Genomic DNA, 22,651 nt, shown 5'->3' on the forward strand with positions numbered 1-22,651 from the left:
ATTATACAAAAGTTATGGCACCCTTCTGAATTACCATTAATTAGGGATAATATATGTTATTATATATTTGTAATTAATGAAATAATAAGAAAGAAGGGGTTGTTGTGGAAACAAAGATTATAGAAACAAAAAAGAAAATTGATTCAAAATCTCTTTTGGCTTTAGGATTATTAATTATTTCAGGAATTGTATATCAATGTATTGCACTTATAGTAGGTAATATACCTGAATTATTAGAAATGATTCTTGAAGCTTCATGGAATCTTGTATTATGTGGAATTATAGGATACTATTTTTTAGGAAAAATATCTTTAGAGCAATTCAAACATTTTAAATTTAAAACATTACTCTGGGGTGTACCTTTAACAATCATAGTGGGCATGGGTTCAGGCACACTATATAGCTATATTTTTGAACCTCCAACTACAAATTCTGTTGCTCAAGTAATAAGCGTTTCGATGATTTTGACCCGTGTACCATTCATGTTAATGGGTGAAGAATTGCTATGTACTAACATAATCATCGCATTACAGAAATTAGGATTAAAATTTGGTACAGCATCAATAATATGTAGCGTTCTGTTTGCCTTGTGGCATATTCCTGCTTATGGTTTCGTGCCAATGCAATTATTGATAACTATAGTCCCTGTTAGGTTATTACTGAATTATATATGGAAAAATTCAAAGAGTGTTTGGGTAAGTTGGATTTGCCACCTTGCTTTCGACATTATTGGATTTTTACCAATGCTTTTTAAATAAAAAATTACATTGTACTTATAAGTAACAAACAATAACATAAAAACAAAAAGAACCTTAGGGTTCTTTTTTACTTAACAGAAAATATTACTTAGAATATAGATAAAATACCCATTCATTTCAGGGACAGGTACATGAGAAATATATATATTTTTACACCTATAAAAGGACTCTTCAATGTTTGACACAAACTATATTGACTTCGAAAATTTTCAAATAGGCATTCAAAATATGAATTCGTATTTTGAATGCCTATTTAGTAGTGATCATTCTTATTTTTTAGGTTCTTTAAGTTTTAATATATTAGTCGGAAGTACGTGTTTTATAACTTGAAAACCCATGGTACTTACACTTTATATTATGAACTTCTTTTGTAACTTTGGGTTTTGCATAAAAATAGAAATAACACTTGAAGTAAATGAGCATTTCTTTGTAAATAGTACAAAAATACATCAGCTAAAAAGTTCTAATCAATTTCAATTACATCACCAAACTTAAAAATCTTCTTATTACAAAAAGCATCCGTGCAAGTAATCAACCCATTCAAGGGATTTATATCAACTACAGTTATGTAATTTTTATATAAGTATCCACCTCTATAATATGTAAGTAAAATCTCTTCCTCACCTAAATATGAGATTAACAGCTTGTTTTCAATCATTTCTTTTGCATCTTGCGTTAAGATGGGACGCGTGACTTTTGTTTGCCCCTGTATCATTTCTTTAATACAGGCGAACTGCTCTGGCATACTAGCAAACGGTTGCCACTTTACCATTCCTCTTCCTTTTGGCATATTAGCATTCTTCACGATTTGTGCCCTCCTAATAATGTGTTTCTATATCTTGCTGTTGCGACGCTTGTGTAGGAAATTCCACGTAAAATACTGTTCTTACCAAATCGTGTTCGAATTTCGTCCATAACCTTCGTTAATCTCATTTCTTTTTCTCTTTGTATAATGTTATCGAAAAGCGAAATTTGCTCTTCTCCTTCATGTATTAAATTTGTTAAGGAAAGACTTATCGAGCGAATCGGCTCTCCTGTATGCCGTTCGTATAAAAAATATGTACAAACGTTGTAAATGTCCATCGTTAAATTTGTTGCTCTGTTTAACGTATGTGCTTTTTTTATTCCTCCTCCGTATTCCCTACTATACCCAACTGAAAAATGAATCGTTTGCGCGTATTTCTTTTCTCGTCTCAATCTGTAACAAACTTCTTCTACATGCTCTAATAAAATAACGATGAACTCTTCTATTGAATAATCACGAAATAATATTTGGCTTTTCGCTATAGATGTTGTCGCTGGAACATATTTCTCTGCTATTCTGCTCAAATCAATCCCGTTACTATGCAAGTGTAATTCTTCTCCTATTACACCAAATGATTGTTTTAAATACTTCAATGGGTACTGCGCTAAATCCCCAATCATATGTATACCTTTTTGATTTAATTTCATTTCCGTTTTATACGATATACCCCAAAATTTACTGAGCGGTCTAATACTCCATAACTTCTCGGGTATATCGTCATACGTCCACTGCGCTATTCCATCTTTATTCTTTTTTGCTTCCACATCCATCGCTACTTTACTCAATAATAAATTTGGCCCAATACCAATCGTACTTTCGATCCGTGTACGTTCATATATTTCTCGCTTGAACTTTAATGCAAACTCACACGGATTACTCGCAAACAAATGAATACTTGCGGTCATGTCCATAAAAAACTCATCGATACTATATTGATGAAAATCTTCCGGTGCAACATACTGTAAAGCTAAACCTGTTATATAAGTTGAACACTTCATATACGTATGCATAATTGGATTCACAATAATAATATCTGGTCGCTTCGGTATTTCATACAATCTTGCCATCTTCTTTATTCCTAACGCTTTTAATGGTGGTGTTGCTGCCAATACGATCGATCCACTCCGGTGTACGTCTCCTACAACAGCCAATTTTGTATATCGTGGATCCAGTCCTTTTTTAATACATGATACGCTTGCATAAAAGCTACGAAGATCTACACAAAGAATAATACGATTCGGTAAAAGAGAATAATCATACAAGGTTATCACTCCTAACAAAAGAACATTTGTTCTTATTATATACGAACTAACGTTCTTTTTAAAGGTATTTTCATGAAAATTTTGGTTAAAATAACCGTCATATCTATGCGCTATCAATTAAGGCAAGAAAAACTATGTATACAAAACCGCTATAATTTCCAATTAACTCATAAGTATAAAACTACTAAAACAAACCAATTAAACCTTTATTCTCAAAACATACTTTATATAAATTCCTTTGTTTCTTATATGTGTGAAGATGATAAAATAAAAAGCAAAGATTTTTATTTTACTTCAGCTTTCTTGCCTCTCATGCATATATTCTTCTAATTTTAATTTTTTCTTGTATATTTTTTCAGCAAAATCTCCTATATAGCGCATGTACCAAGATTCATCCGCATAGCTAGTTACATCCTCCTTTTTTCTATTGTTAATAGCTTCACAATAAAAACTGTTAAACGGAAAAAGTGCGAAGTCTTAAATTAGACTTCGCACCTTATATAAATTTACAATTAGTTACAATACCTATACAAATACAATAGTATATAAAATAATCACTCATTATATGTGTTGCTCTTTTAATCGACCAATGTATAAACCAATCCTTTTACTTAGCCATCTCTTATAGTTGGTTTGATTGTTTCTATATACTTAATTCCCTCTATACTCATTTCAAGCGGTAATCCATTCCGATTGGAATTATAAATGACAAAATTTATCCGTTTTTCCTTTTTGCCTACTTGCTAAATTCAGCAAGTAAAATATCTTTAAAAAATTCCGGATTATGAATGTTTAAACTGTTCGCATTGATAGCAAATGTATGTTTCCCTCCAAGTGTTCCACCAACAAAAGTGGAAAACCCTGGAACAGCACCCCTGTGTCCCCATACCGAAACACCGTTCGGAAGCTTAATTTCAAGGATTCCAAGGCCATATCTAGTTCCCTCTCTTTCTGTAGGAACTGTAGTAAGCATTTGTTTTAGTTGCTGTTCCTTCAGTAGTTTGCCACTGAGTAAATAAGAGAAGAATTTGTTTAAGTCGTCAGCATTAGAAATCATATCTCCATCCGAGCTACCTGGGTTAATATAAGTAACGTCTTTTAGCTCACTTGCTCCGTCTAGTTGCAAATAGCCACGTGCATGCTTGGTGCCTGGAATCACGTTTGAATTGCCAGGTAGGAATGTATTTGACAAATCAAGCGGTTCAATAATCCGATTTTCAACCTCTTCCGCATAGCTGTTTCCTGTTACTTTTTCAATAAGGATCCCCAGTATTACGTATCCTGTGTTTGAATAAGACCACCCCTTCCCTGGAGCAAAGTTTGGAGGAAGGGAAATCCCCATCTTTACAAATTCTTCAGCCGTATACGATTTTTTTATATCCGTAATATCAAAGTCTTTTGAATTTATATAGTCAGCAATACCACTTGTATGATTCAATAGTTGCCGGATCGTAATCTGGTTACCATCATATCCGTTTCCTTGAATGACACCAGGCAACCATTTTTCAATAGAGTCGTCTAGATTCAAACGGTTCTCTCCAGATAATTGAAGTAGAACTGTTGCAATGAACGTTTTCGTCACACTGCCAATGCGAAAGCGAAAATCTTCTTTCATTGGTTTCTTAGTTCTCAGATCCGCTACCCCAGCAGTATAACTCCAAGTTTTCCCCCCCTTAGAAATTTGAGCGAGTATTCCCGGGTATCCAAGTTGCAGTGTATCCCGCATTGCTTTCTTAACGGAAGTACGATCGCTTTGAGTATTTGTATGTAACGAACTAGATACATTTTGCACGGGTTCTGCTTTTACAATTGAGGCTGGTGGTATGTATAACAGGGAACTTCCAGCTATTAAAAGTGCTAGACTTGCACATGTAATTTTACTGCGTGTTTTCATAAAGTATTCCTCTCTTCTATTAAAATTGTATAGATAGTTGATAGCAGTGTCATATACGAACCACACAGCTATCCATTCTCCCAATGATAAAAAGCAACAATACATTTGCAATCATTGTACTCATTATTTTCACAAAACACTCTTGTTACTAATTATTTTATATGTAGGCCGTACTTATCCCCCCTTCACGCCTCCTTATATTTTTATCCTACACAATGAAAATCTCTTTTTCCTTACCTATCCCTTACGAATTCCTTACATTCGAAATCGTTTCTATAATGATAGGATTGAAGTAGTATCTGTGCCCGAAAGCGCAAAAAAATAGATTACCTGCACACGAAAAATTATAGCGTACAGGTAATCTATTTGTTTTTGAGATTAATAAAAAACTAATTTATCTTTTGAATTCTTCCATCAATAATAGACTGAATTGGTTCTTTTGATTTCTTTATATAATCTACTAATGCTTCAAAATCAGTCGGTCCTGTTTCAGCATCTTTACCGTTTTTAAAGGATACAAATCCATCTCCACCTGAAGCTAAAAATGCGTTAGCAACGACGCTGTAAGTTTTAGAAGGAATGATTTCTTCTCCATTTGTTAAGCGAATACTTGTTACTTTTTCTCCATTAGGCTTGTTCGCATCCCAAGTGTATTGGATCCCTGAAATTTGAAGCATTCTTGTTATGTCTTTTTGCCATTGTTGATTTAAAATATCACGAATGTCTTGGCCTGTTAAATTTACTTTTATTAATTGATTTCCGAATGGTTGAATACCATATATCTCTCCCCATGTAATATCACCAGCATCTAAGTCATTACGAATACCACCAGGATTCATAAGTGCAATTTGAGATTGCATTGTTGTACGCTGGGCATCAGCAACTAAATTTCCGAGAGTAGATTCACCAGCCGTATTGAGTTTGCGATCTAGTGGAGCAATAGACTTACCTACAACTTCATTGACAAGAGGTGCGATTTTCGCTTGATATTTCTCCATCTTCTTCTTTATTTTTTTATCAGGCTCCATGCCTTCATGGTAAGTTGTAACAATTTCTGCTTTTTTCTCAACAATATCTTGTGTTTTACGATCAATCTTTACATCAACATCAGCAAAAGCCATACCATAAGAATTTGCTTGTACGACAAGTTTATTATTAACAGTTCCATTTACATAAGTGTGGCTATGCCCACCAAAAATAACATCCACTTCTGGATCAGTCTCATTTGCTAATCGGACGATATCACCATTTGTTACGCCGTTCCCATCTGTTGTACCTCCGTTATGCGCAAGAACAACGATAGATTTAACGCCTAGTTTTTTTAATTGCTTTACGGATTTGTTAATAGCTTCAACTTCATCTGTAATTTCTACATTCTTTAGCATAGTAGGCATAACAAGGTTAGGAACATCCGTTGTTACGACTCCTATAAATCCAACAGGAACTCCTTGTACCTTTTTTATAGTGAATGGTGGTAAAAATAAGCGACCGGTGGATTTATTATAGAAATTTGCAGCAACATATGGGAATTTTGCTCCTTTAAAATTCCCTGTTTTCTCATGGTACCCACCATAAATAAGGCGGTTCATTTCTGCAACACCTTCATCAAATTCATGATTTCCTATAGTTCCAACATCGAATTTCAAATCATTTAGAAATTCAATCGTAGGTTCGTCTTGTAATAATGCTGAAACAGGAGTACTTGCTCCAACAACATCGCCAGCATGTACCTTTAATGTATTCGGATTTTGTTTTTCACGATCACGTAAATAAGCTCCTAAGTACTCAATTCCCCCTGCATCTTTATTGTTAATTTTTTTTACAGTGTCTAGTTGCCCATGAAAATCGTTAATACCGAGCATTTGCACATCTATGTAGCGGTTTGGTCCTGTACTTGCTTGGGCTGAAGGCGCAGCAAATACACTAGTAAAAGTAACTGTACTTAGTGCTAAAGCAACTGGAATAATTTTTTTCAACATAAAATTTCTCTCCCCTAATTAAAATCTGACATAATACAATGTTATTTTAATATATTAAGAGGATTATTTCTATAAAAATTCTACCAATTATAAAAATTAATAAGATTTTATTGTTTTCCGACAAAGTACTTCTTCCTCAAAACGTGAAGGTGTAAAACGACAATTTTAAATGGAACTTTGTTAACGTACCGAAAAAACAGTTTTTAACTTAGTAATTCTTTAGCGTACGAAATTCGCGTTATGTTGGCGAGACCCCATGCCCATCAAGCTAAGGTTGGGTTTTCTATGAACTTCCGTTCTTGTCGCCTACATGCTTGATATTTTGTTTATTTGTTTTTAAAATACGCATACCAAATAAACCTTGATTAGATAATAGCCCACTCCAATTTATGTATCACCTGTTGCAAATTATATGCAGTTTGTTAGGAGAAGAATGTTTAATTTTAGTTCCATCTATCCTGGGGATATACTTTTTGAAAAAACAAGGGGTATGCGAAAAATGGTCGATGATTCTTATAACACTTGTTGGTGTATTTTTGTTTGGTATGGCGCATTACTCTACCTATGAGGGGAATTTAATTCAAATTCTTTTTGTAACTTGGTCTAGGAAGATTGCCCTTCAACTGGATTGCATTTAAAGCCAATTCTATATGGGCAAGCGTAATTGCTCATGTTTTTTATGATCTACCACTGCTCCTGGTTGCATTGTTAGTTGTCCCTGCATAACGTTAATAAAGCTGTTTATTAACTAGATATATTTAAATGTAGACAAAGTATACGGATTGATGCGATTAAAACGCATTTAGATGCTTTAATGAAAGTTAAAGGAGGTATCTACTCACCTAAAATTGCAGACTACGCCACCTATATCCGAGATCAAAAAATGGCACAAAATTTTGCATGGCTCACCGAAATGCAGTATAAAAACAAAAAAATTATTGTGTGAGGGCATAATTATCATATTCGAAAACAAAATTCAAAAATGATATTAGACTTTACGAAGGTGCAGCAATACAATTATGTTGGCCCAAATATGATGGATTATCTTCCGCAACGCATCAAAGACCAAATGTACACGATTGGTGTATTTGCGTATAGTGGAAGCAGTTGGGATGATGGTAATGAAGATATTATTCCTGTACATAATGAACATGAAGAACAAAGCGTTGAAAAAATTATCAGCACGGTGGGAAGTCCCCATGTTTTTATTAACCTAAAGGGAGAAAGTAACCTACCAGAAACTTCATGGATGTTTACTCCTACTGCAGCAAGTTATTGGGGAATAAAAGATAAAGAAGAAATCATGATTCCCACAGAAAAATATGATGGCATTCTTTGGTTAGAAAAGACGACGCCTTCTGTACTGAAGTAAATACAAAAGCATCCTTACAATATAAGGATGCTTTTACTTATATTTTTATACACTCTTTTTCTATGAATACATTTTTGTATATATGCGTTTTAAATAGTGATTTCTAATAATAAGGAAGTAAATAATTTGAATACAAATAAAGCTTATTAATACAACAATTGAACTTTGAATAACGGACATTTCTTTACTTACTGTTTGTCCTAATTGATGAAACGTTAGAAATGCAAAACTACTATGAACCATAGCCACTATAATCGGTAAGAAAAATAGTAGCATCATTTGTCTTGTCACGATTTGCTTTAACTCACTTTGGCTTAATCCTAATTTTGAAATCATTTGATATTGCTCTTGATCACGTTCTAAATCAGTAAATAGACGGAAATATAAAAAGCTTAGCGTAAATACGAAAAATACAATCCCCACCATTATACTTGAGATAGAAAGTAATCCGTTTTGTTGTTTCAATTCAAGCCATCTTAAATATAAAGATGAAAACATATAATAATCCTCTTGATTCTTACCAATAATCTTCATAAGTTTAGTAGAAACTTCATTCGTTTCAGACCAATTTTTAACGATAAAACCGTATATGGTGTAATCTCGGAGTACGTTTTCTTGTTGAGCATTTTTGACCTTATTATAAACATCATCAGAGACAATAATAGGCTTTTCGATTAACGATAATTCTGGGATATAAATTGTTTTTTGCACAGAGAGTGGGACCTCTATTTCACCATGTATTATTTCAAAAGTTTTTATATCCTCCGCGCTTTTCTCGTTCTTATTTTGTCGTATAGCAATACTATCATTTTCATTTGTTAATTTCTCTATTTCATACCCTAATTGTTTTGCATATTCATTATACGTAGATACATTAATTAACGCCAATCCGTTTAGTGTCCTTTTAAATTCTGTTGCAACAAGTTTATAAGAAAATCCATATTCTTTTAATTGCTTCTTTATCTCTTCAATATGGGCTTTTTCTTGTATATTCCCCTTATCCGATCGATACGTAAATGCATATGGGGTCTCATGTTTTGCTAGTTCTGGATTTCCAATAGCTGTACAAACTCCAATTGCTGTAAAAGAAACAGCAGATATAATTGTAACGATAAAGAATGTTCTCGCATTATCTTTCATTCGATACATCAATTCTGAAATAACAAGAAGATTGGTTCTTTTAAAGAATGTAGTTTCTCTATTTTTTAAAGTATATAACACATATACACACAATTGATTAAAGAAAAAATAGGTTCCAAAAACAATTAATAAGACACCTACCCCTACAAGTAGTAATAATTGATCTAAATCCATGTAATTCACTGCAACGATACTGTGGTGAACACAGGAGTAACCTGCCCCAAATAAAATTAGGACCAACATGGATATCCAGACGGAAACTTTCGGCTCAGCTTTTGGTTTTTCCTCTGATTTTATGAGTTCTACAAGCTCATTTATTTTCATCATTTTCGATGTAAATAATGAAATAAGTAGAAATAGAACAAAAAAGGAGATAGCTGTTATTCCCATAGCCTTTAATGGAAAGTAAAATGCTAACCTATGCCCTACTCCCAATAAGGACCCAGTAACTAGTAAGAACAATTTAGAAAAAACTACCCCAAGCCCAATTCCTACTAGTATAGAAGGAATTCCAATCAACATATTTTCGAAAAAAATTAATTGATGAAGCTGCCGATGAGACATTCCATGTAACATTAATAATCCAAACTCTTTTTTTCTATTTTTTAAAAAGGCACTAACTGAATAGAAAATAAATAAGAATGAAAAGACAAAGATTAAGTAATACGATAGTTGAAATCCTATCTTCCCAAACGTACTCAATATGGTGCTTACATGAGTCAGCTCGCCTTGTAGGTTTGGATGAAAGACAAGTAAGCCATAAGTGAAGAAAATCATTACCGCAAATGTGCTACTAAAAAAATGCCCAAGATATATTCGTTTATTCCGTATAACATTATTAAATGCGAGCTGTCGAAATGTCATTTTTATTACCTCCTAACCTAGAAAGACTGTCCACAATATTTTTATAAAATAGTGGGCGATCACCGTTGCAGCAAACTTCATTGTATAACTGTCCATCTTTAATAAATATAATGCGCTCACAGTAACTAGCAGCAACTGGATCGTGCGTTACTAACATCATTGTTGCCTTTTCTTCTTTATTTAATAGTGTTAATATCTCCATTACATCTTGAGAGGATTTAGAGTCTAAGTTCCCTGTCGGTTCATCGGCAAGAACTAATTTAGGAGAGTGAATGAGTGCACGGGCTATCGCTGTTCGCTGCGCTTGTCCTCCTGATATTTCATATGTTCGTTTATTTAAAATTTCGTTAATACCTAATTTTTCCGAAATAGATTCTACTCGTTTATTTATTCTTTTCACATTCATGCCATCTAATACAAGCGGAAGAACCATATTCTCTTTTACTGTTAATGTATGCAGCAGGTTAAAGGATTGAAAGACGAACCCTAATTCCTGTCTGCGAAATAAGGCCAAATCATTGACCGAAAGCTGATATGGATTTTTACTATTAATAAATACATTACCTGATGTTGGCGAGTCAATAGTAGATATCATATTCAATAACGTTGTTTTTCCACTACCCGAAGGACCCATGACCCCAACAAATTCTCCCTCTGTTATTGTTAAATTAATATTTGAAAGTGCCGTGTGTGAAACATTTCCTGTGTATTCTTTACTAAGTTCTTTTACTTCTACTATTTTCATATGAGAAATTCCCTCCATTTTTATTTACTAAGAATGAGATTTGATAACTATTGCCTTCCTACATTTTGATTTATTTAAAATACGATTAATGTACTACTCATTAATAATTTGTTTCAGCTTTTATTATTTAAGGCTGTCATACTTGGTCGAATGTATTAAGCGCTAAAATAACTTGCTATCGTACTTCAGGATTTTTAAACATGTTTCTGTTTTTCATTGTAGTAGTATGGTTGGTTTTCTCATATTGAATTATCTTTCATTTTTCTTACACACTTGAAATGTTTCTGAAAATACAGTCTATTAGGCCGAGAAACATAATTTTTTTGAGAGATAGCATTGAGGAATTTTTCATATGCACTGGACTATTTGCTACTAGATTTCCGTATAGATTTCATTTGCAATTCATCGTATTTTCTTTACCATTCAACAAGTTCTTCCTATTCTTAAAATGGAACAAATTTATTATTTAGAGTGTCTATTACGTGTATTCCTAAAAATATGAAAGGACATATTATTACCAAAAGTAAAGTGATGTAAAAAAGTGTATATTGAAATACTGTATTTAAATGTTACGAGTTTAATACTTTCACAGGTGAACGATTACAAGTGTAATTAAAAAAAGAAACAATCCAAACAACGTCTGTTCATTCGTCTGAATATTTGAATTCTTCTTAACCTATTAAAATTCAACTTCAAAAGTATTGTTATCCTATACACACTTTAAATAACATCGGTATTTAAAATACCAAAACAAAAACCATATATTCTTGAAAGAGGTTGAAAATTTATGTTCGTTTTAAACAAGTTCTTTACCATTTCACATTACAAAAAGATTGCACCTGTGGTATTACTTTCATGCGTTACATTAATAGGCTGTTCTAATAGTAATACTCCATCTGAATCACCTAAACAAACAAATCAAATTAAACAAGAAAATACTGGTAATGATTCTTTTACTAAACTTGAAAAAGAATATAACGCTAAGCTTGGTATTTATGCACTGGACACAGGTACGAATCAAACCGTTGCTTACCATGCAAATGATCGCTTTGCATTTGCCTCTACATCTAAATCATTAGCAGCGGGAGCTCTTTTACGTCAGAACTCAATAGAAGCTCTTGATGAAAGGATTACGTATAAGCGAGAAGACCTTTCTAATTATAATCCAATTACTGAAAAGCATTTGGATACAGGAATGACGTTAAAAGAACTTGCAGATGCTTCTGTTCGATATAGTGATAGTACGGCACATAATTTAATTCTTAAAAAGTTAGGTGGTCCATCCGCATTTGAAAAAATATTGAGGGAAATTGGTGATACTGTTACTAATTCCGAGAGATTTGAACCTGAATTAAATGAAGTAAATCCAGGAGAAACACATGATACGAGTACACCAGAAGCAATCGCTAAGACGCTTCAATCTTTTACATTAGGAACTGTACTACCATCTGAGAAACGTGAACTATTAGTAGATTGGATGAAGAGAAACACAACTGGGGATAAATTAATTCGTGCAGGCGTACCAAAAGGATGGGATGTAGCTGATAAAACTGGTGCAGGGTCTTATGGGACAAGGAATGATATTGCAATTATTTGGCCACCAAATAAAAAGCCAATTGTTCTTGCCATCCTTTCTAATCATGATAAAGAAGATGCAGAATACGATGATAAACTTATTGCAGACACAACCAAAGTCGTGTTAGATACTTTAAAAGCTACGAATAAATAATCATCGATTATTGGAGAGTGTAATATAAACCGTGTAAATAACCTACTATCCTAGATAGAGGGGCGCTTCACGGTTTTTCTTTTTCTAAAATTTCTATGAGGAAATGGTTACACTTATTGTTAGATAGAAAAGAGATCCAAAATCCGTAAATTTAGCTCAATCAATTTTTAAAGCTTACCAATCGGAAACTGTTGAAGATATGTAAGAGGCTTTGAAAGACGTTGTTGGACCTATGTTTGAGGCAATGGTTCAAGGCGAAATGAATCACCTTCTTGGTTTAGATTTAAACTCAAAAAGTGAAAAGAACAGGAAAATCGTCGTAATGGATATCCACACTTTGGATACCTAAAGTACCACAAACCTTGCGGTTATTTAGTAGCACTCCGTATCCAACCTCACTTTCATCCCATGCCTAAAGGCGATGGGCTTTTTCGTTGGAGAAGGACTGTAAAAGAACCCCAAAACAAATGGAATGGCAGTCATATTCCCCAATTGGCCAATGGTATTGAATCAACTTATGGTTAACATTAAAATTGCCAAACTTATTAAAAAATACAGTATTTATCTACCGTGATTTAAATCCGTCCTTTGTTCGATAAGAAACTTTGATATATCTGTGTTGGTGCCATTCCGCAAGAGGAATTCCACTAAATCTTGTTTTTGAAGAACAGGATTAATAACTGCTACATCTAACTGACTCAGAATCTGAACGATGCCATGATGTGAAACACTCTTGATTGTTTTAAAAAGTTCTGCATCACGTTTCTTTCGTTCGGCGGATTCTTGAGGATACCCAGTATTGAACGGTTCTTCAAAAAGTTTCTCAAGCGTGAAGCGAAGATTTAGTTCGCCCGCCCAACCGAAATTCAATCCAAGTGGCAGTGATGCACAGTTTCCGTTATTTATCCTACCAAACAGAAACGCATCTGTTGGAGTTGGCAGATAACCACTAATGACATTCGGAAGTATATTACAGGCAATCGACATACCAACACCGCTACTACATCCAGTGACGACAAAATCAACTGCACCTGAGTTTAAAAGTAGACCAACAGCTAAGGACACTTGGATATAGCTTAACTCCGATTCCTCAATAGTAACGCCGAAATTCAACACTTCATATCCATGCTTCGCCACAGCCCTTTTTGTTTCTTCAAATATCAGTTCATTTTTGCTAGTTTGGGTACTTGCTTGTATCACAGCTATCTTCATTCTTTCACGACCTTTCGATTTAATTATTACACAAGCCGAAAGTCAAAAGTCAAAAGAAGATAAATAAGATAAAACTAATCTTAATATTTGCTATTCTATTTGTTCATTTCAAAAACTTACACATATTTTTTGACAATTCCGGTTATTATTTTCTATTTTTCCATCACAGTATTGTGATGCTTTTTATGTATTTTGAGAAGTATTGGCCATTTGATGTTACAGAAACTGTTATTCTTCCATTTCTATAGAAAAAGTTGGGGATTCCCCCAACTTTTTTATACATCTATTTTCTTATTAATCCTGTGGATGTGACCTGATATGTTCTTTTCTTACCTATATATTCCTGTTTTCCATTCTCAAGGTTAGTTAAAGTCGCTCGCGTTTTTTCCTTTGCTGCTTCCCCTTCTATATGAGTAAATTCTATATAATCTCCCACTTTTATAGGTACTGTTTGGGTTTCAGCATTTTGTTGTCTATTTCCCATGATTTCCTTATTGTACATAACGCTACCGGATGAGCCTTGGACTTTAATACTTGCATATGTACTATTAAAGTAAGAATGCGGTACGCCAGCTTCTAATTTGATTTTCAGCTCTTCTGCTGTTTTATTATAATCTACTTTTGCAATTTCTCGATCACTATATCCTTTTAATGACCATGCAAATTGTTTTCCATCTAGAATTGTTGTCTCTGGCATTTTTTCAACTTTCTTTAATCCCTCTTTAGTAACCAGATACCTTGCTGTCTTTCCAATAGTCTCATTTTTGTTATTTTCAAGATTCGTTAATGTTGCGCGTGTCTTTTCCTTTACTGCGTCTCCTTCTAGATGAGTTAATTCAATGTAATCCCCCACTTTTACAGACACAGTTTGGCTTTCGGTATTTTGTTGTCTATTCCCCACGATTTCCTTATTGTATAATACGCTACCAGATGAGTTTTGGACCTTAATACTTGCATATGTGCTATTGAAGTAAGAATGCGGTACACCAGCTTCTAATTTAATTTTCAACTCTTCTGCCGCCTTATTATAATCTACTTTTGCAATTTCTCGATCACTATATCCTTTTAGGGACCATGCAAATTGGTTCCCTACTAAAATATCAGAATTTCCATTTGTAATTCCTACTTTTTTCTCTACAGTTCGATCAAATATGTCTGTTAATGTAATTTTGGCAAAAGCCGTTTGAGGTAATTGCATAGTTTGACTTATCTCAGTTTCGTAGGACTTAATATTATCAATTACTTTCAAAGGTTGTCCCATTAACTTTTCATTGTCATAGATTTCAATTTTCCCTTTAAATTGTGGAGTACTTTGTTCTTTCAATTTCCAAGAAACATTTAATTTCTCATCTTCAAAGCGAATATTTTGAATATCAAAATCTAAAATTCCCATTTCTGGTTGACTAGGCTGATTTAGATTGAAACTTTTTCCAGTACCAATAGTTGATTGAGTATTTCCTCCTGCCTTAACCCAGAGATATTCTGAAGTTGCACCTCCATCGTATTGATAGGACGTATCATGTTGCCCAGAGATACGCTGATTATTCCAAGAATTCCATTGTTGATCTGAAACTTTTCTGCTGTATCCATTTTTAAGGCGTGCTTCTCTTACATCTTGTCCATTACCAGCCCAGTCCTCTTGAAACATCGATAGACCATAGTTAAATGCAACATTTGCAACTGGATGATCCATAATAGCAACTAACTTCCATTGATTTAATTTATTATCTTTTATCCATTGGCCAAACTTTGTATGGCCATCTTCTTGCCAAGAACGTAGAGTCATTCGATACCATTCACTATCTTTCCAATTATAAGTTGTTTGTACCTTCAGACCTGTTCCTTCTCCACCAAATCTACCGGCTTCTGAAGTCGGCGATAAATATTCAGCTTTTATTGCTTGGTTTGATGCTATTGGATCCCAAAGCGCAAAATGAAGAGTACGTTTACCGGTTTGATCAAAGCCACTTTGTTGTTGGAAGCCAGCATAACCACCACCCTCTCCCCCCTGATTCCAGTTATGCACAGCCCAATACGTATAAGGTGCTGTTTGGACTGGTGACCAGTCTATGCTAATGATATCTGAAGCAGCAGTATTTTGTGGTGTTACATAAACCGATGGAGCATGAGATCGGATTGCTGCCTCTGTACTAGAAATTGGTGCTCCATACATTGACATCATGGTGCAAGCCGCAGTAATTATAACAATCTTTTTTAGTCTTCTATTTGTTTGTTCTTTAAACATAACTTCCTATCTCCTTTTAAATTATTTTAGTTACATTGAATAATAACGATGTACATACTATTAAACAAATTATGTAAAAAAATAACATTAGCTATACTACCTAGTTATGTTTAATGTTTTTTTCACTACTATTACTAATTAAATTATAGTATTTAGTAAGAAAATCGTATGATTTGTGACTAAATGTTGGCTAAAAATATTATAAAAATTCATAAATATATAGTTTTAGATTTTTATGCTGAAAGACTCCTTTGATATTTCATGATTTTTCAATAGATTTATTTCCTTAATTACTCGCGCTATTAACTATAAATTTGTTTACGGAAATAACATTATGTAAACATACATCGTGATAATTAGATAAAATAGCTTATCAATTTGCACGTGTCTTTTCAATAGATTAAAAGAGCCCACAAAAAACGTAGACTCCTTTAATTACCTAAACATTAAATATTGCAACCGACCAAAAATTAACATTAAATTCTTCTGTTAGCTTATTTAATATTTAATGAAGTAGATAATGTATTCCAAGGTGTATTTGTAGATGTGTTTTGATATTTGAATTGTCCATTTTGTTGTCCCGAAGCATCCCATTTATATTCCCATCCATCAACTGTTCTATCACCATTAATATCAATCATCTTAGAATCTACTTTTTTTAGTTTTTGACCACTCATTTGAGCAATCGGATTTCTACCATATCCCATTTCATTTGTATAAATGTATAAATAGCTTCCTCCATGATCTTTAACTGTACTAAAATTGTTTGGACCGATAAATTCAACTCCGCCTAATTGAGATTCAACTTTTACTACATTTAATGATGTTAATGGTGGTGCAGGTGCCGCAGATACATCTGTCGCTATGCCAACTGTTGCCCCCACTACTAATGACGAAACCCCTAGGATCATCCTTTTTAGCATACAATCATCCCCTTTATATTTAATACAAATTGATTCTATCATACTAATTTCATATACTTTCTTCCCTGTGAAAGAGTTAACAAAAAGTACCTATTTATATATGAAATTGTGCATATTCATTGCATTTTTACTATTTGCACTTATCATTAATCCTACTACAGCATAATTGGTTCTCTACCTTTATGGACTTTCAACACTTGGACTCGTTTCAAGGTGGCTTTTGTAAGAGCTAATAAATGGTGCGTAGTTCGGTTATTTAGCAAATAAAAAATAAAGTTGCAAATCCAACTCTATTTAAGCCGGCTTTTCTTCTAGCATTATAAGCAAGATCCACCACTTGCATCGATTAACTCACCAGTTATCCAACGGCTGTCTGATGAAGAAAGAAAACCTACAATATCAGCTATATCATTAGGTTCTCCCCACCTATTAAAAGTCGATAAACCTACAGCATATTTTTGGCCATCTTTATTCCTCAATGTCTCAGCGTTCATTTCTGTATTAATTATACCCGGGAGAATTGCATTTACTGTAATACCACGAGCACCAAGTTGTTGTGCTAAAGTATGAGTGAGTGTATTAATTGCCCCCTTAGATATACTGTAGGCAAAAACACTTGGGGTGGCTACTCGTGTAACAAATGATGAAATATTGATAATCCTTCCTCCATCTTTTAAACGTGGCAAAGCCTTTTGAATAATGAAAAATGGAGCCTTCACATTAATATTCATAACCTCATCAAAAGACTCCTCTGTAGATTCCTCTAACGTTAAAATCTGCCCAATTCCAGCATTGTTTACAAGAATATCAAATGTAGTATTACCTATATGTTTTTGAAGAGATTGATCCATCATTAAATACAAGTTATTAATGCCGTTAAAAGTACTTAAATCTGCACTGATTGCAAATGCGGCACCGCCATCTTGTTTAATTTTATCCACTATACTTTCTGCTTCTTCTTTTCTTTTACTATAGTGAACTACAACTAACGCACCAGCCTGTGCCAAATGTAAGGCAATACTTCGTCCTATTCCCCTACTAGCCCCTGTTACTAATGCAACTTTCCCCTTCAATTTATTCATCTCATCATCCCCTTGTTTAAAATTCTACTTAGTTATATCACAGGATACTCTTTGAAATGTTGCTCTCTAATTTGGTTTCCTTAAAGGACCAAGATTGTATTGATACTAATTTTATTTAATACTAAACAGCTAATTTTCTTTTTATGCTATAGTGCACCCATATCCGTTAAGCTAGGAAAAGTGAATACCACCAACAAAGAAAAGTATTATTTTTAGATTGTAGTACCTGAAAAATATCTAGTTTCTAAACCTTTGTTAAGTAGCCTCGATGAGCAATTATACAAAACCAATAATGAAAAAAGGATCTGATATGAATATCAAATCCTTTTTTACTATGTATAATTATTTCACCGCTTCTCTTAATTTTTTTCAGCTTTAAATGCCGGTACTTTAGAATCAACAATTCACATTTCTGCAACATTATTATATAGGGTTTTAACGAATTATATGTTAGACTTATTATATTCCAAGAAGTCCTTTACTTTTAGAATCGACAATTCTTGAATACCCTTAGACTTGCCCTACGTCCTCTGTAGGGCTTTTTCGATTAACAAACGTATTTACTTCTTGTACGCTCCCTGAATTTTATCTCCACTATTATGTATCCACTCAATCTAAAATTTTTTTAAAAATAAAAGTTTAAAAAAAGAGTATGAAATAATATATATTAAATCAAACGGATAATATGCTATATTTGCAAAAAGCTGATACATAATTTCTTTAGATTTGAAAAAACAAATCCCTATCTGCCCATTTTTGGATCGTCTTATAATGTCTTTTTTTCAAAAGAACGTACACAATTCATACATAAAAAACAAAAAGTATATGGGCTCTATTTTCAAATCCATTATACTTATTCCTTTCTTAATTAACCCTTTTTAGTGTTAATTTCGGATCTTGCTTTTGAGTTCTAAACCCTAATGCAATAGCAGCTCCAATACAGCTAGAAAAACAACCAACAAACAAATACGGGGATGGATCTGACTCACCGATTAAAACGGAAGCTATTCCTCCAATTACAGGGAATAGCGCCACCATATACCCACTTCGAGCTCCTCCGATTTTTTCTACAAGCTTCAAATAGAATAACCATGCTACAAAAGAAGCAAACAGAGTTAAATATAGCAACATACATACATATGAAAACGATGTGGGAAACGTAAATTTTTCCCCTTGAAATAATACAATTCCCCCCATCAATATACTACCTACTGTAAATCCAATTGTATTTGCATAGATAGGATTCACCTTGTGTTTTGCATTTCGTGCCGAGCTCGCATCACCTATTGCTGTAAGAAGCGTACCTAAGATTGCGACCATAATTCCTTTTATATCATTAAAACCTTGAAAATTATTTAAATTCGGATAGATGAGAATGCATACTCCTAATACACCTAAAATTCCTCCAACCAAAACGCGTGAATGTAACTTTTCTTTTAAAAAAATTCGAAGAGCGATTGGGGTCAAAATCACCTTTAATGAAAAAATTAACGTTACAATTGCCGCAGAACTTAAAATTGTAGCGTAATAAAGGCATAAATAGCTTAATGCAAAGTTACATACACCAAAAATCATTATAAATGGAATATCTTTTTTTGTTGGCATCCCTCTTGGGCGAAGGAACCAAATAAGAATCAAAAATAAAAAAGCTGTCATAACCAAACGATAAGTTAAGGATAGTTCTAAGCTGACAGGAGTTCCTTGAATTTTTACCGCAATAAAGTTGATTCCCCATACAATCAAACAAAATATGTACATAAATATTGTCATAAACTTTCTCCTAGATTAAATTTTGTATGAATTCATTATTTATTTATACTGTCATTTCTAAAAGGGACAGTTTACAATAAATACAAATGACAGATGAGGTGTTCCAATAATGAAGGAACTAATATTTAATATAAATCGAAAAAGTGAAAATCCTATGTATCAACAAGTTTATCAATATATACGAACTCAGATTTTATCTGGAAAATTAGAAAAAGGTAAAAAGTTGCCATCAATTAGACAACTTGCTATCCAATTAGAGGTCAGCAGAAACACAACTCAGGTTGCCTATGAACAATTACAATCAGAAGGATATATTCGAAGTGAGAACAAAAAAGGATTTTTTGTAGAGGCTATTATATCGGATGAAACACTAAATTTTCAACCTATCAGAGAACCGCATCATGAAACAAAGCATACTGCCATGAAAACTATTGATTTTAAGATTGGGACAGTGGATCAAGAAAACTTCCCTTTGAAAAAATGGAGAATGATTACTAACAAAATTATTAAAGACTCTAGCATGTTTTCATACGGAGAAAAGCAAGGCGACATTAAATTAAGGAAAGCACTAGCAGATTACTTATTTCAATCAAGAGGAGTTAATACTTCTACAGAACAAATTATTATTGGTAGTAGCACACAACATTTGTTATTACTTTTGTCACTGATGTTAAAGCAAGACTATAATTATCTGGCCGTAGAAGACCCTGGATATAACATGGCAAGGGAACTTTTTTTTCTTCAATCATTTATTATTGATCCAATTCCTGTAAAAGAACGAGGTATCCAAGTCGATCTACTTTTAAAATCGCCTTCTAGACTTTTATATGTGACTCCTACTCATCACTTTCCGTATGGGGTGACTATCCCTGTCAATGAAAGACTAAAGTTAATTGAATGGGCCAAAAAGATGGAAGGCTATATTATCGAGGATGATTATGATAGTGAATTTCGATATATCCATCAACCTATACCGTCTCTTCAAAGTTTGGATTCTAATGATAGGGTGGTTTATTTAGGAACTTTTTCAAAGGCACTCCTCCCCTCTGTCCGTGTCAGTTATATGGTTTTGCCTAAGCGGCTAATTAATGAATATAAAAAGATACTCCCTTTACTTGAACAAACATCCTCATCTATTCATCAGCAAACATTGGCAACTTTTATGGATGAAGGATATTGGTACTCGCACTTAAGAAAGATGAAAGCTTTGTATAAACGTAAAATGAATCTATTAAATAAGGAATTATCAAAGCACTTTAAGGAATATGTCAAGATTAAAGGTGGTAGCTCCGGTATTTTCGTTATTATTGAAGTGAAAACAAAAATGAGTGAAAAAATGCTAATTGAAAGAGCACATAATCACGGCATTATAGTATATCCTTGTTCAAAATATTTCTCAGAATATTCACCAGAATATCCGCATATTCAACTTGGATTTGGTAATTTATCTGAGGAAGAGATAATAAAAGGAGTATCTCAATTAGCAAAAATTTGGTTCTAATAGGAAAAGAGATAGAACAATTAATGAATGATTTTATTTAATTACGAATAGAAATCCCTCTAGTATTTTGAAATTTTTACACAAAGTGATATTTTACTTTTATATATATAAAAAAGACACCTTTAAGGTGTCTTCCTCCAAATTAATAACCGAATGTTATATCATAAACTTTCTCAATTATTATGAATTTAAACATTACTTTTAAATATATCCTTTTAACATATTTTTTGAGAAACGATTAGGATATAGAGCAATAAGCATTTCATATGGACTTCCTTTCCAATAGCGTTTTAACGGTGTCCATAATTTTTGTTTTATTAGCCATTTTTGATTAAATACTTTTAATAGCTGTTTTTCATCCAATTTTTCTTTTTCTTCAATAGTCCACCTTAACGCCTCTAATGCTTTACGTTTAGACCAATATCCAACAGGAGTAACTTTAAATTCCCATTCTTTAAAACGGTCTCTATACAAATCATTAATCATTCTGAACGGACTATTCCCCCAAAACATTTGACATACTGATGCTAATCCATGGGTTTTTAACCACTTTATATTGTATATATCAAGCAATTGTTTAGGAGTTAATCTCTCTTTTTCTTCAATGGTCCATTTCAATGCTTCTAATGCTTTTTCTTTAGTCCAGAAGTTATTAGGAGTCATACCAAATTCCCATTCTTTAAAACGCCTTGGATAAAGATCATTAATCATTGCATACGGGCTACTATTCCAATACATAGCCAGAGGTGCACTAAGCTTATTTTGTTTCAACCATTTTTTCCCGTATACTCCTAAAATCTTTTCTTGTGAAAGGCCCTCTTTTTCCTCAATAATCCATTTCAAAATTGTTAATGCTTTTTCTTTAGTCCAAAAATTTAAAGGAGTCATACCAAATTCCCATTCTTTGAACTGATTTGGATACAAATCATTAATTGCTTTAAACGGGCTATTTTCATACCTATGTTTGAGTAATCCTCGTAGCCTATACTTTACAAGTAATTTAGTGTTCCATTTTATTCTTATGTCTTCCTTATTCCATTTTAAAATACTGTAAAGCAAATATGTTATTACCCTCCGCGCCATTTTATTATCTTTATCTTCTTTCCATGTATTTGGAGGGAATTTATTTCTTTTTCCATCTAATATTTCCTGATAAATATCTTCTATAGCAACTTCTTTCATTAACAATATATAAATCCTCCTACATTTTGTATTAATATTTATACACTATCATCATTTTCAATCAATATATCTATATTAAATAATATAATTAAAACCCAAATTAAAATCAACACAAAATTTGTTTTTTGTAAAAATTCTAATAATTAAATAAGTAAATTTTTATTTTAATTTTCTAATTATTAGTTTAT

At 33.0% G+C, this 22,651-nt stretch carries 15 protein-coding genes and 2 pseudogenes; 5 read left to right on the forward strand and 12 right to left on the reverse strand.

What is annotated here, in order from left to right; genetic code table 11:
- Positions 1–104 precede the first annotated feature (104 nt).
- On the forward strand, positions 105–758 hold the full coding sequence (locus MKX31_RS13300) for a CPBP family intramembrane glutamic endopeptidase (RefSeq protein ID WP_000448285.1): 654 nt from the start codon (positions 105–107) through the stop codon (positions 756–758).
- A 463-nt stretch (positions 759–1,221) separates the two neighbouring features.
- Here MKX31_RS13300 and MKX31_RS13305 read toward each other — a convergent pair whose 3' ends face one another.
- From MKX31_RS13305 to MKX31_RS13320, 4 genes are all read right to left on the reverse strand, one after another.
- Positions 1,222–1,563 (reverse strand): YolD-like family protein, encoded by a 342-nt coding sequence (locus tag MKX31_RS13305; protein WP_064469872.1) that lies wholly within the window; start codon positions 1,561–1,563, stop codon positions 1,222–1,224.
- Positions 1,560–2,825: a Y-family DNA polymerase gene (locus tag MKX31_RS13310; RefSeq protein ID WP_098102034.1), complete on the reverse strand. Its 1,266-nt coding sequence runs from the start codon at positions 2,823–2,825 to the stop codon at positions 1,560–1,562. Before MKX31_RS13310 ends, MKX31_RS13305 begins: the two co-directional genes overlap by 4 nt.
- A 736-nt stretch (positions 2,826–3,561) precedes the next feature.
- Positions 3,562–4,719 (reverse strand): serine hydrolase domain-containing protein, encoded by a 1,158-nt coding sequence (locus MKX31_RS13315; protein ID WP_064475722.1) that lies wholly within the window; start codon positions 4,717–4,719, stop codon positions 3,562–3,564.
- Positions 4,720–5,108: 389 nt separating this feature from the next.
- Positions 5,109–6,698 carry a bifunctional metallophosphatase/5'-nucleotidase gene (locus MKX31_RS13320; RefSeq protein ID WP_064475723.1) on the reverse strand — a complete coding sequence of 530 codons (1,590 nt, stop codon included), beginning with the start codon at positions 6,696–6,698 and terminating at the stop codon, positions 5,109–5,111.
- A 772-nt stretch (positions 6,699–7,470) separates the two neighbouring features.
- Between MKX31_RS13320 and MKX31_RS13325 the strand changes: the two are divergent.
- A pseudogene (locus MKX31_RS13325) lies at positions 7,471–8,070 on the forward strand (erythromycin esterase family protein); the annotation flags it as partial.
- Positions 8,071–8,130: 60 nt separating this feature from the next.
- Here the strand turns inward: MKX31_RS13325 and MKX31_RS13330 are convergent.
- Positions 8,131–10,074 (reverse strand): ABC transporter permease, encoded by a 1,944-nt coding sequence (locus tag MKX31_RS13330; RefSeq protein ID WP_149174179.1) that lies wholly within the window; start codon positions 10,072–10,074, stop codon positions 8,131–8,133.
- Positions 10,049–10,819 (reverse strand): ABC transporter ATP-binding protein, encoded by a 771-nt coding sequence (locus tag MKX31_RS13335; RefSeq protein ID WP_064475725.1) that lies wholly within the window; start codon positions 10,817–10,819, stop codon positions 10,049–10,051. Before MKX31_RS13335 ends, MKX31_RS13330 begins: the two co-directional genes overlap by 26 nt.
- A gap of 787 nt (positions 10,820–11,606) precedes the next feature.
- On the opposite strand from MKX31_RS13335, the gene blaIII reads away from it, so the two are divergent.
- Entirely contained in the window at positions 11,607–12,548 is a 942-nt protein-coding gene (blaIII, locus tag MKX31_RS13340) for a class A beta-lactamase BlaIII (RefSeq protein WP_064475726.1), read from the forward strand.
- A gap of 163 nt (positions 12,549–12,711) precedes the next feature.
- A pseudogene (locus MKX31_RS29290) lies at positions 12,712–12,878 on the forward strand (IS256 family transposase); the annotation flags it as partial.
- Between the two features lie 231 nt (positions 12,879–13,109).
- Here the strand turns inward: MKX31_RS29290 and MKX31_RS13345 are convergent.
- From MKX31_RS13345 to MKX31_RS13365, 5 genes are all read right to left on the reverse strand, one after another.
- The gene (locus MKX31_RS13345) at positions 13,110–13,760 is read right to left on the reverse strand and encodes an RpiB/LacA/LacB family sugar-phosphate isomerase (RefSeq protein WP_064475727.1); all 651 of its coding nucleotides are present in this window, start codon (positions 13,758–13,760) and stop codon (positions 13,110–13,112) included.
- 283 nt (positions 13,761–14,043) lie between these two features.
- Entirely contained in the window at positions 14,044–16,005 is a 1,962-nt protein-coding gene (locus MKX31_RS13350; RefSeq protein WP_064475728.1) for a DUF3472 domain-containing protein, read from the reverse strand.
- Between the two features lie 494 nt (positions 16,006–16,499).
- A complete protein-coding gene (locus MKX31_RS13355; protein ID WP_064475729.1) occupies positions 16,500–16,928 on the reverse strand; it encodes a DUF4879 domain-containing protein in 429 nt (142 codons plus the stop codon).
- Between the two features lie 317 nt (positions 16,929–17,245).
- Positions 17,246–18,010, reverse strand: a complete 765-nt coding sequence (locus MKX31_RS13360; RefSeq protein ID WP_088048296.1) for an SDR family oxidoreductase — start codon at positions 18,008–18,010, stop codon at positions 17,246–17,248.
- 864 nt (positions 18,011–18,874) lie between these two features.
- The gene (locus MKX31_RS13365) at positions 18,875–19,780 is read right to left on the reverse strand and encodes a DMT family transporter (protein ID WP_064475731.1); all 906 of its coding nucleotides are present in this window, start codon (positions 19,778–19,780) and stop codon (positions 18,875–18,877) included.
- Between the two features lie 109 nt (positions 19,781–19,889).
- On the opposite strand from MKX31_RS13365, the gene pdxR reads away from it, so the two are divergent.
- Positions 19,890–21,281 (forward strand): MocR-like pyridoxine biosynthesis transcription factor PdxR, encoded by a 1,392-nt coding sequence (pdxR, locus tag MKX31_RS13370; RefSeq protein ID WP_088048295.1) that lies wholly within the window; start codon positions 19,890–19,892, stop codon positions 21,279–21,281.
- Positions 21,282–21,482: 201 nt separating this feature from the next.
- Here pdxR and MKX31_RS13375 read toward each other — a convergent pair whose 3' ends face one another.
- Positions 21,483–22,469, reverse strand: a complete 987-nt coding sequence (locus MKX31_RS13375; protein ID WP_088048294.1) for a DUF4046 domain-containing protein — start codon at positions 22,467–22,469, stop codon at positions 21,483–21,485.
- Positions 22,470–22,651 lie beyond the last annotated feature (182 nt).

Origin of the sequence: Bacillus sp. FSL M8-0063, assembly GCF_038005545.1 — a bacterium.
In the GTDB taxonomy this organism is placed as follows: Bacteria; Bacillota; Bacilli; order Bacillales; family Bacillaceae_G; genus Bacillus_A; species Bacillus_A wiedmannii.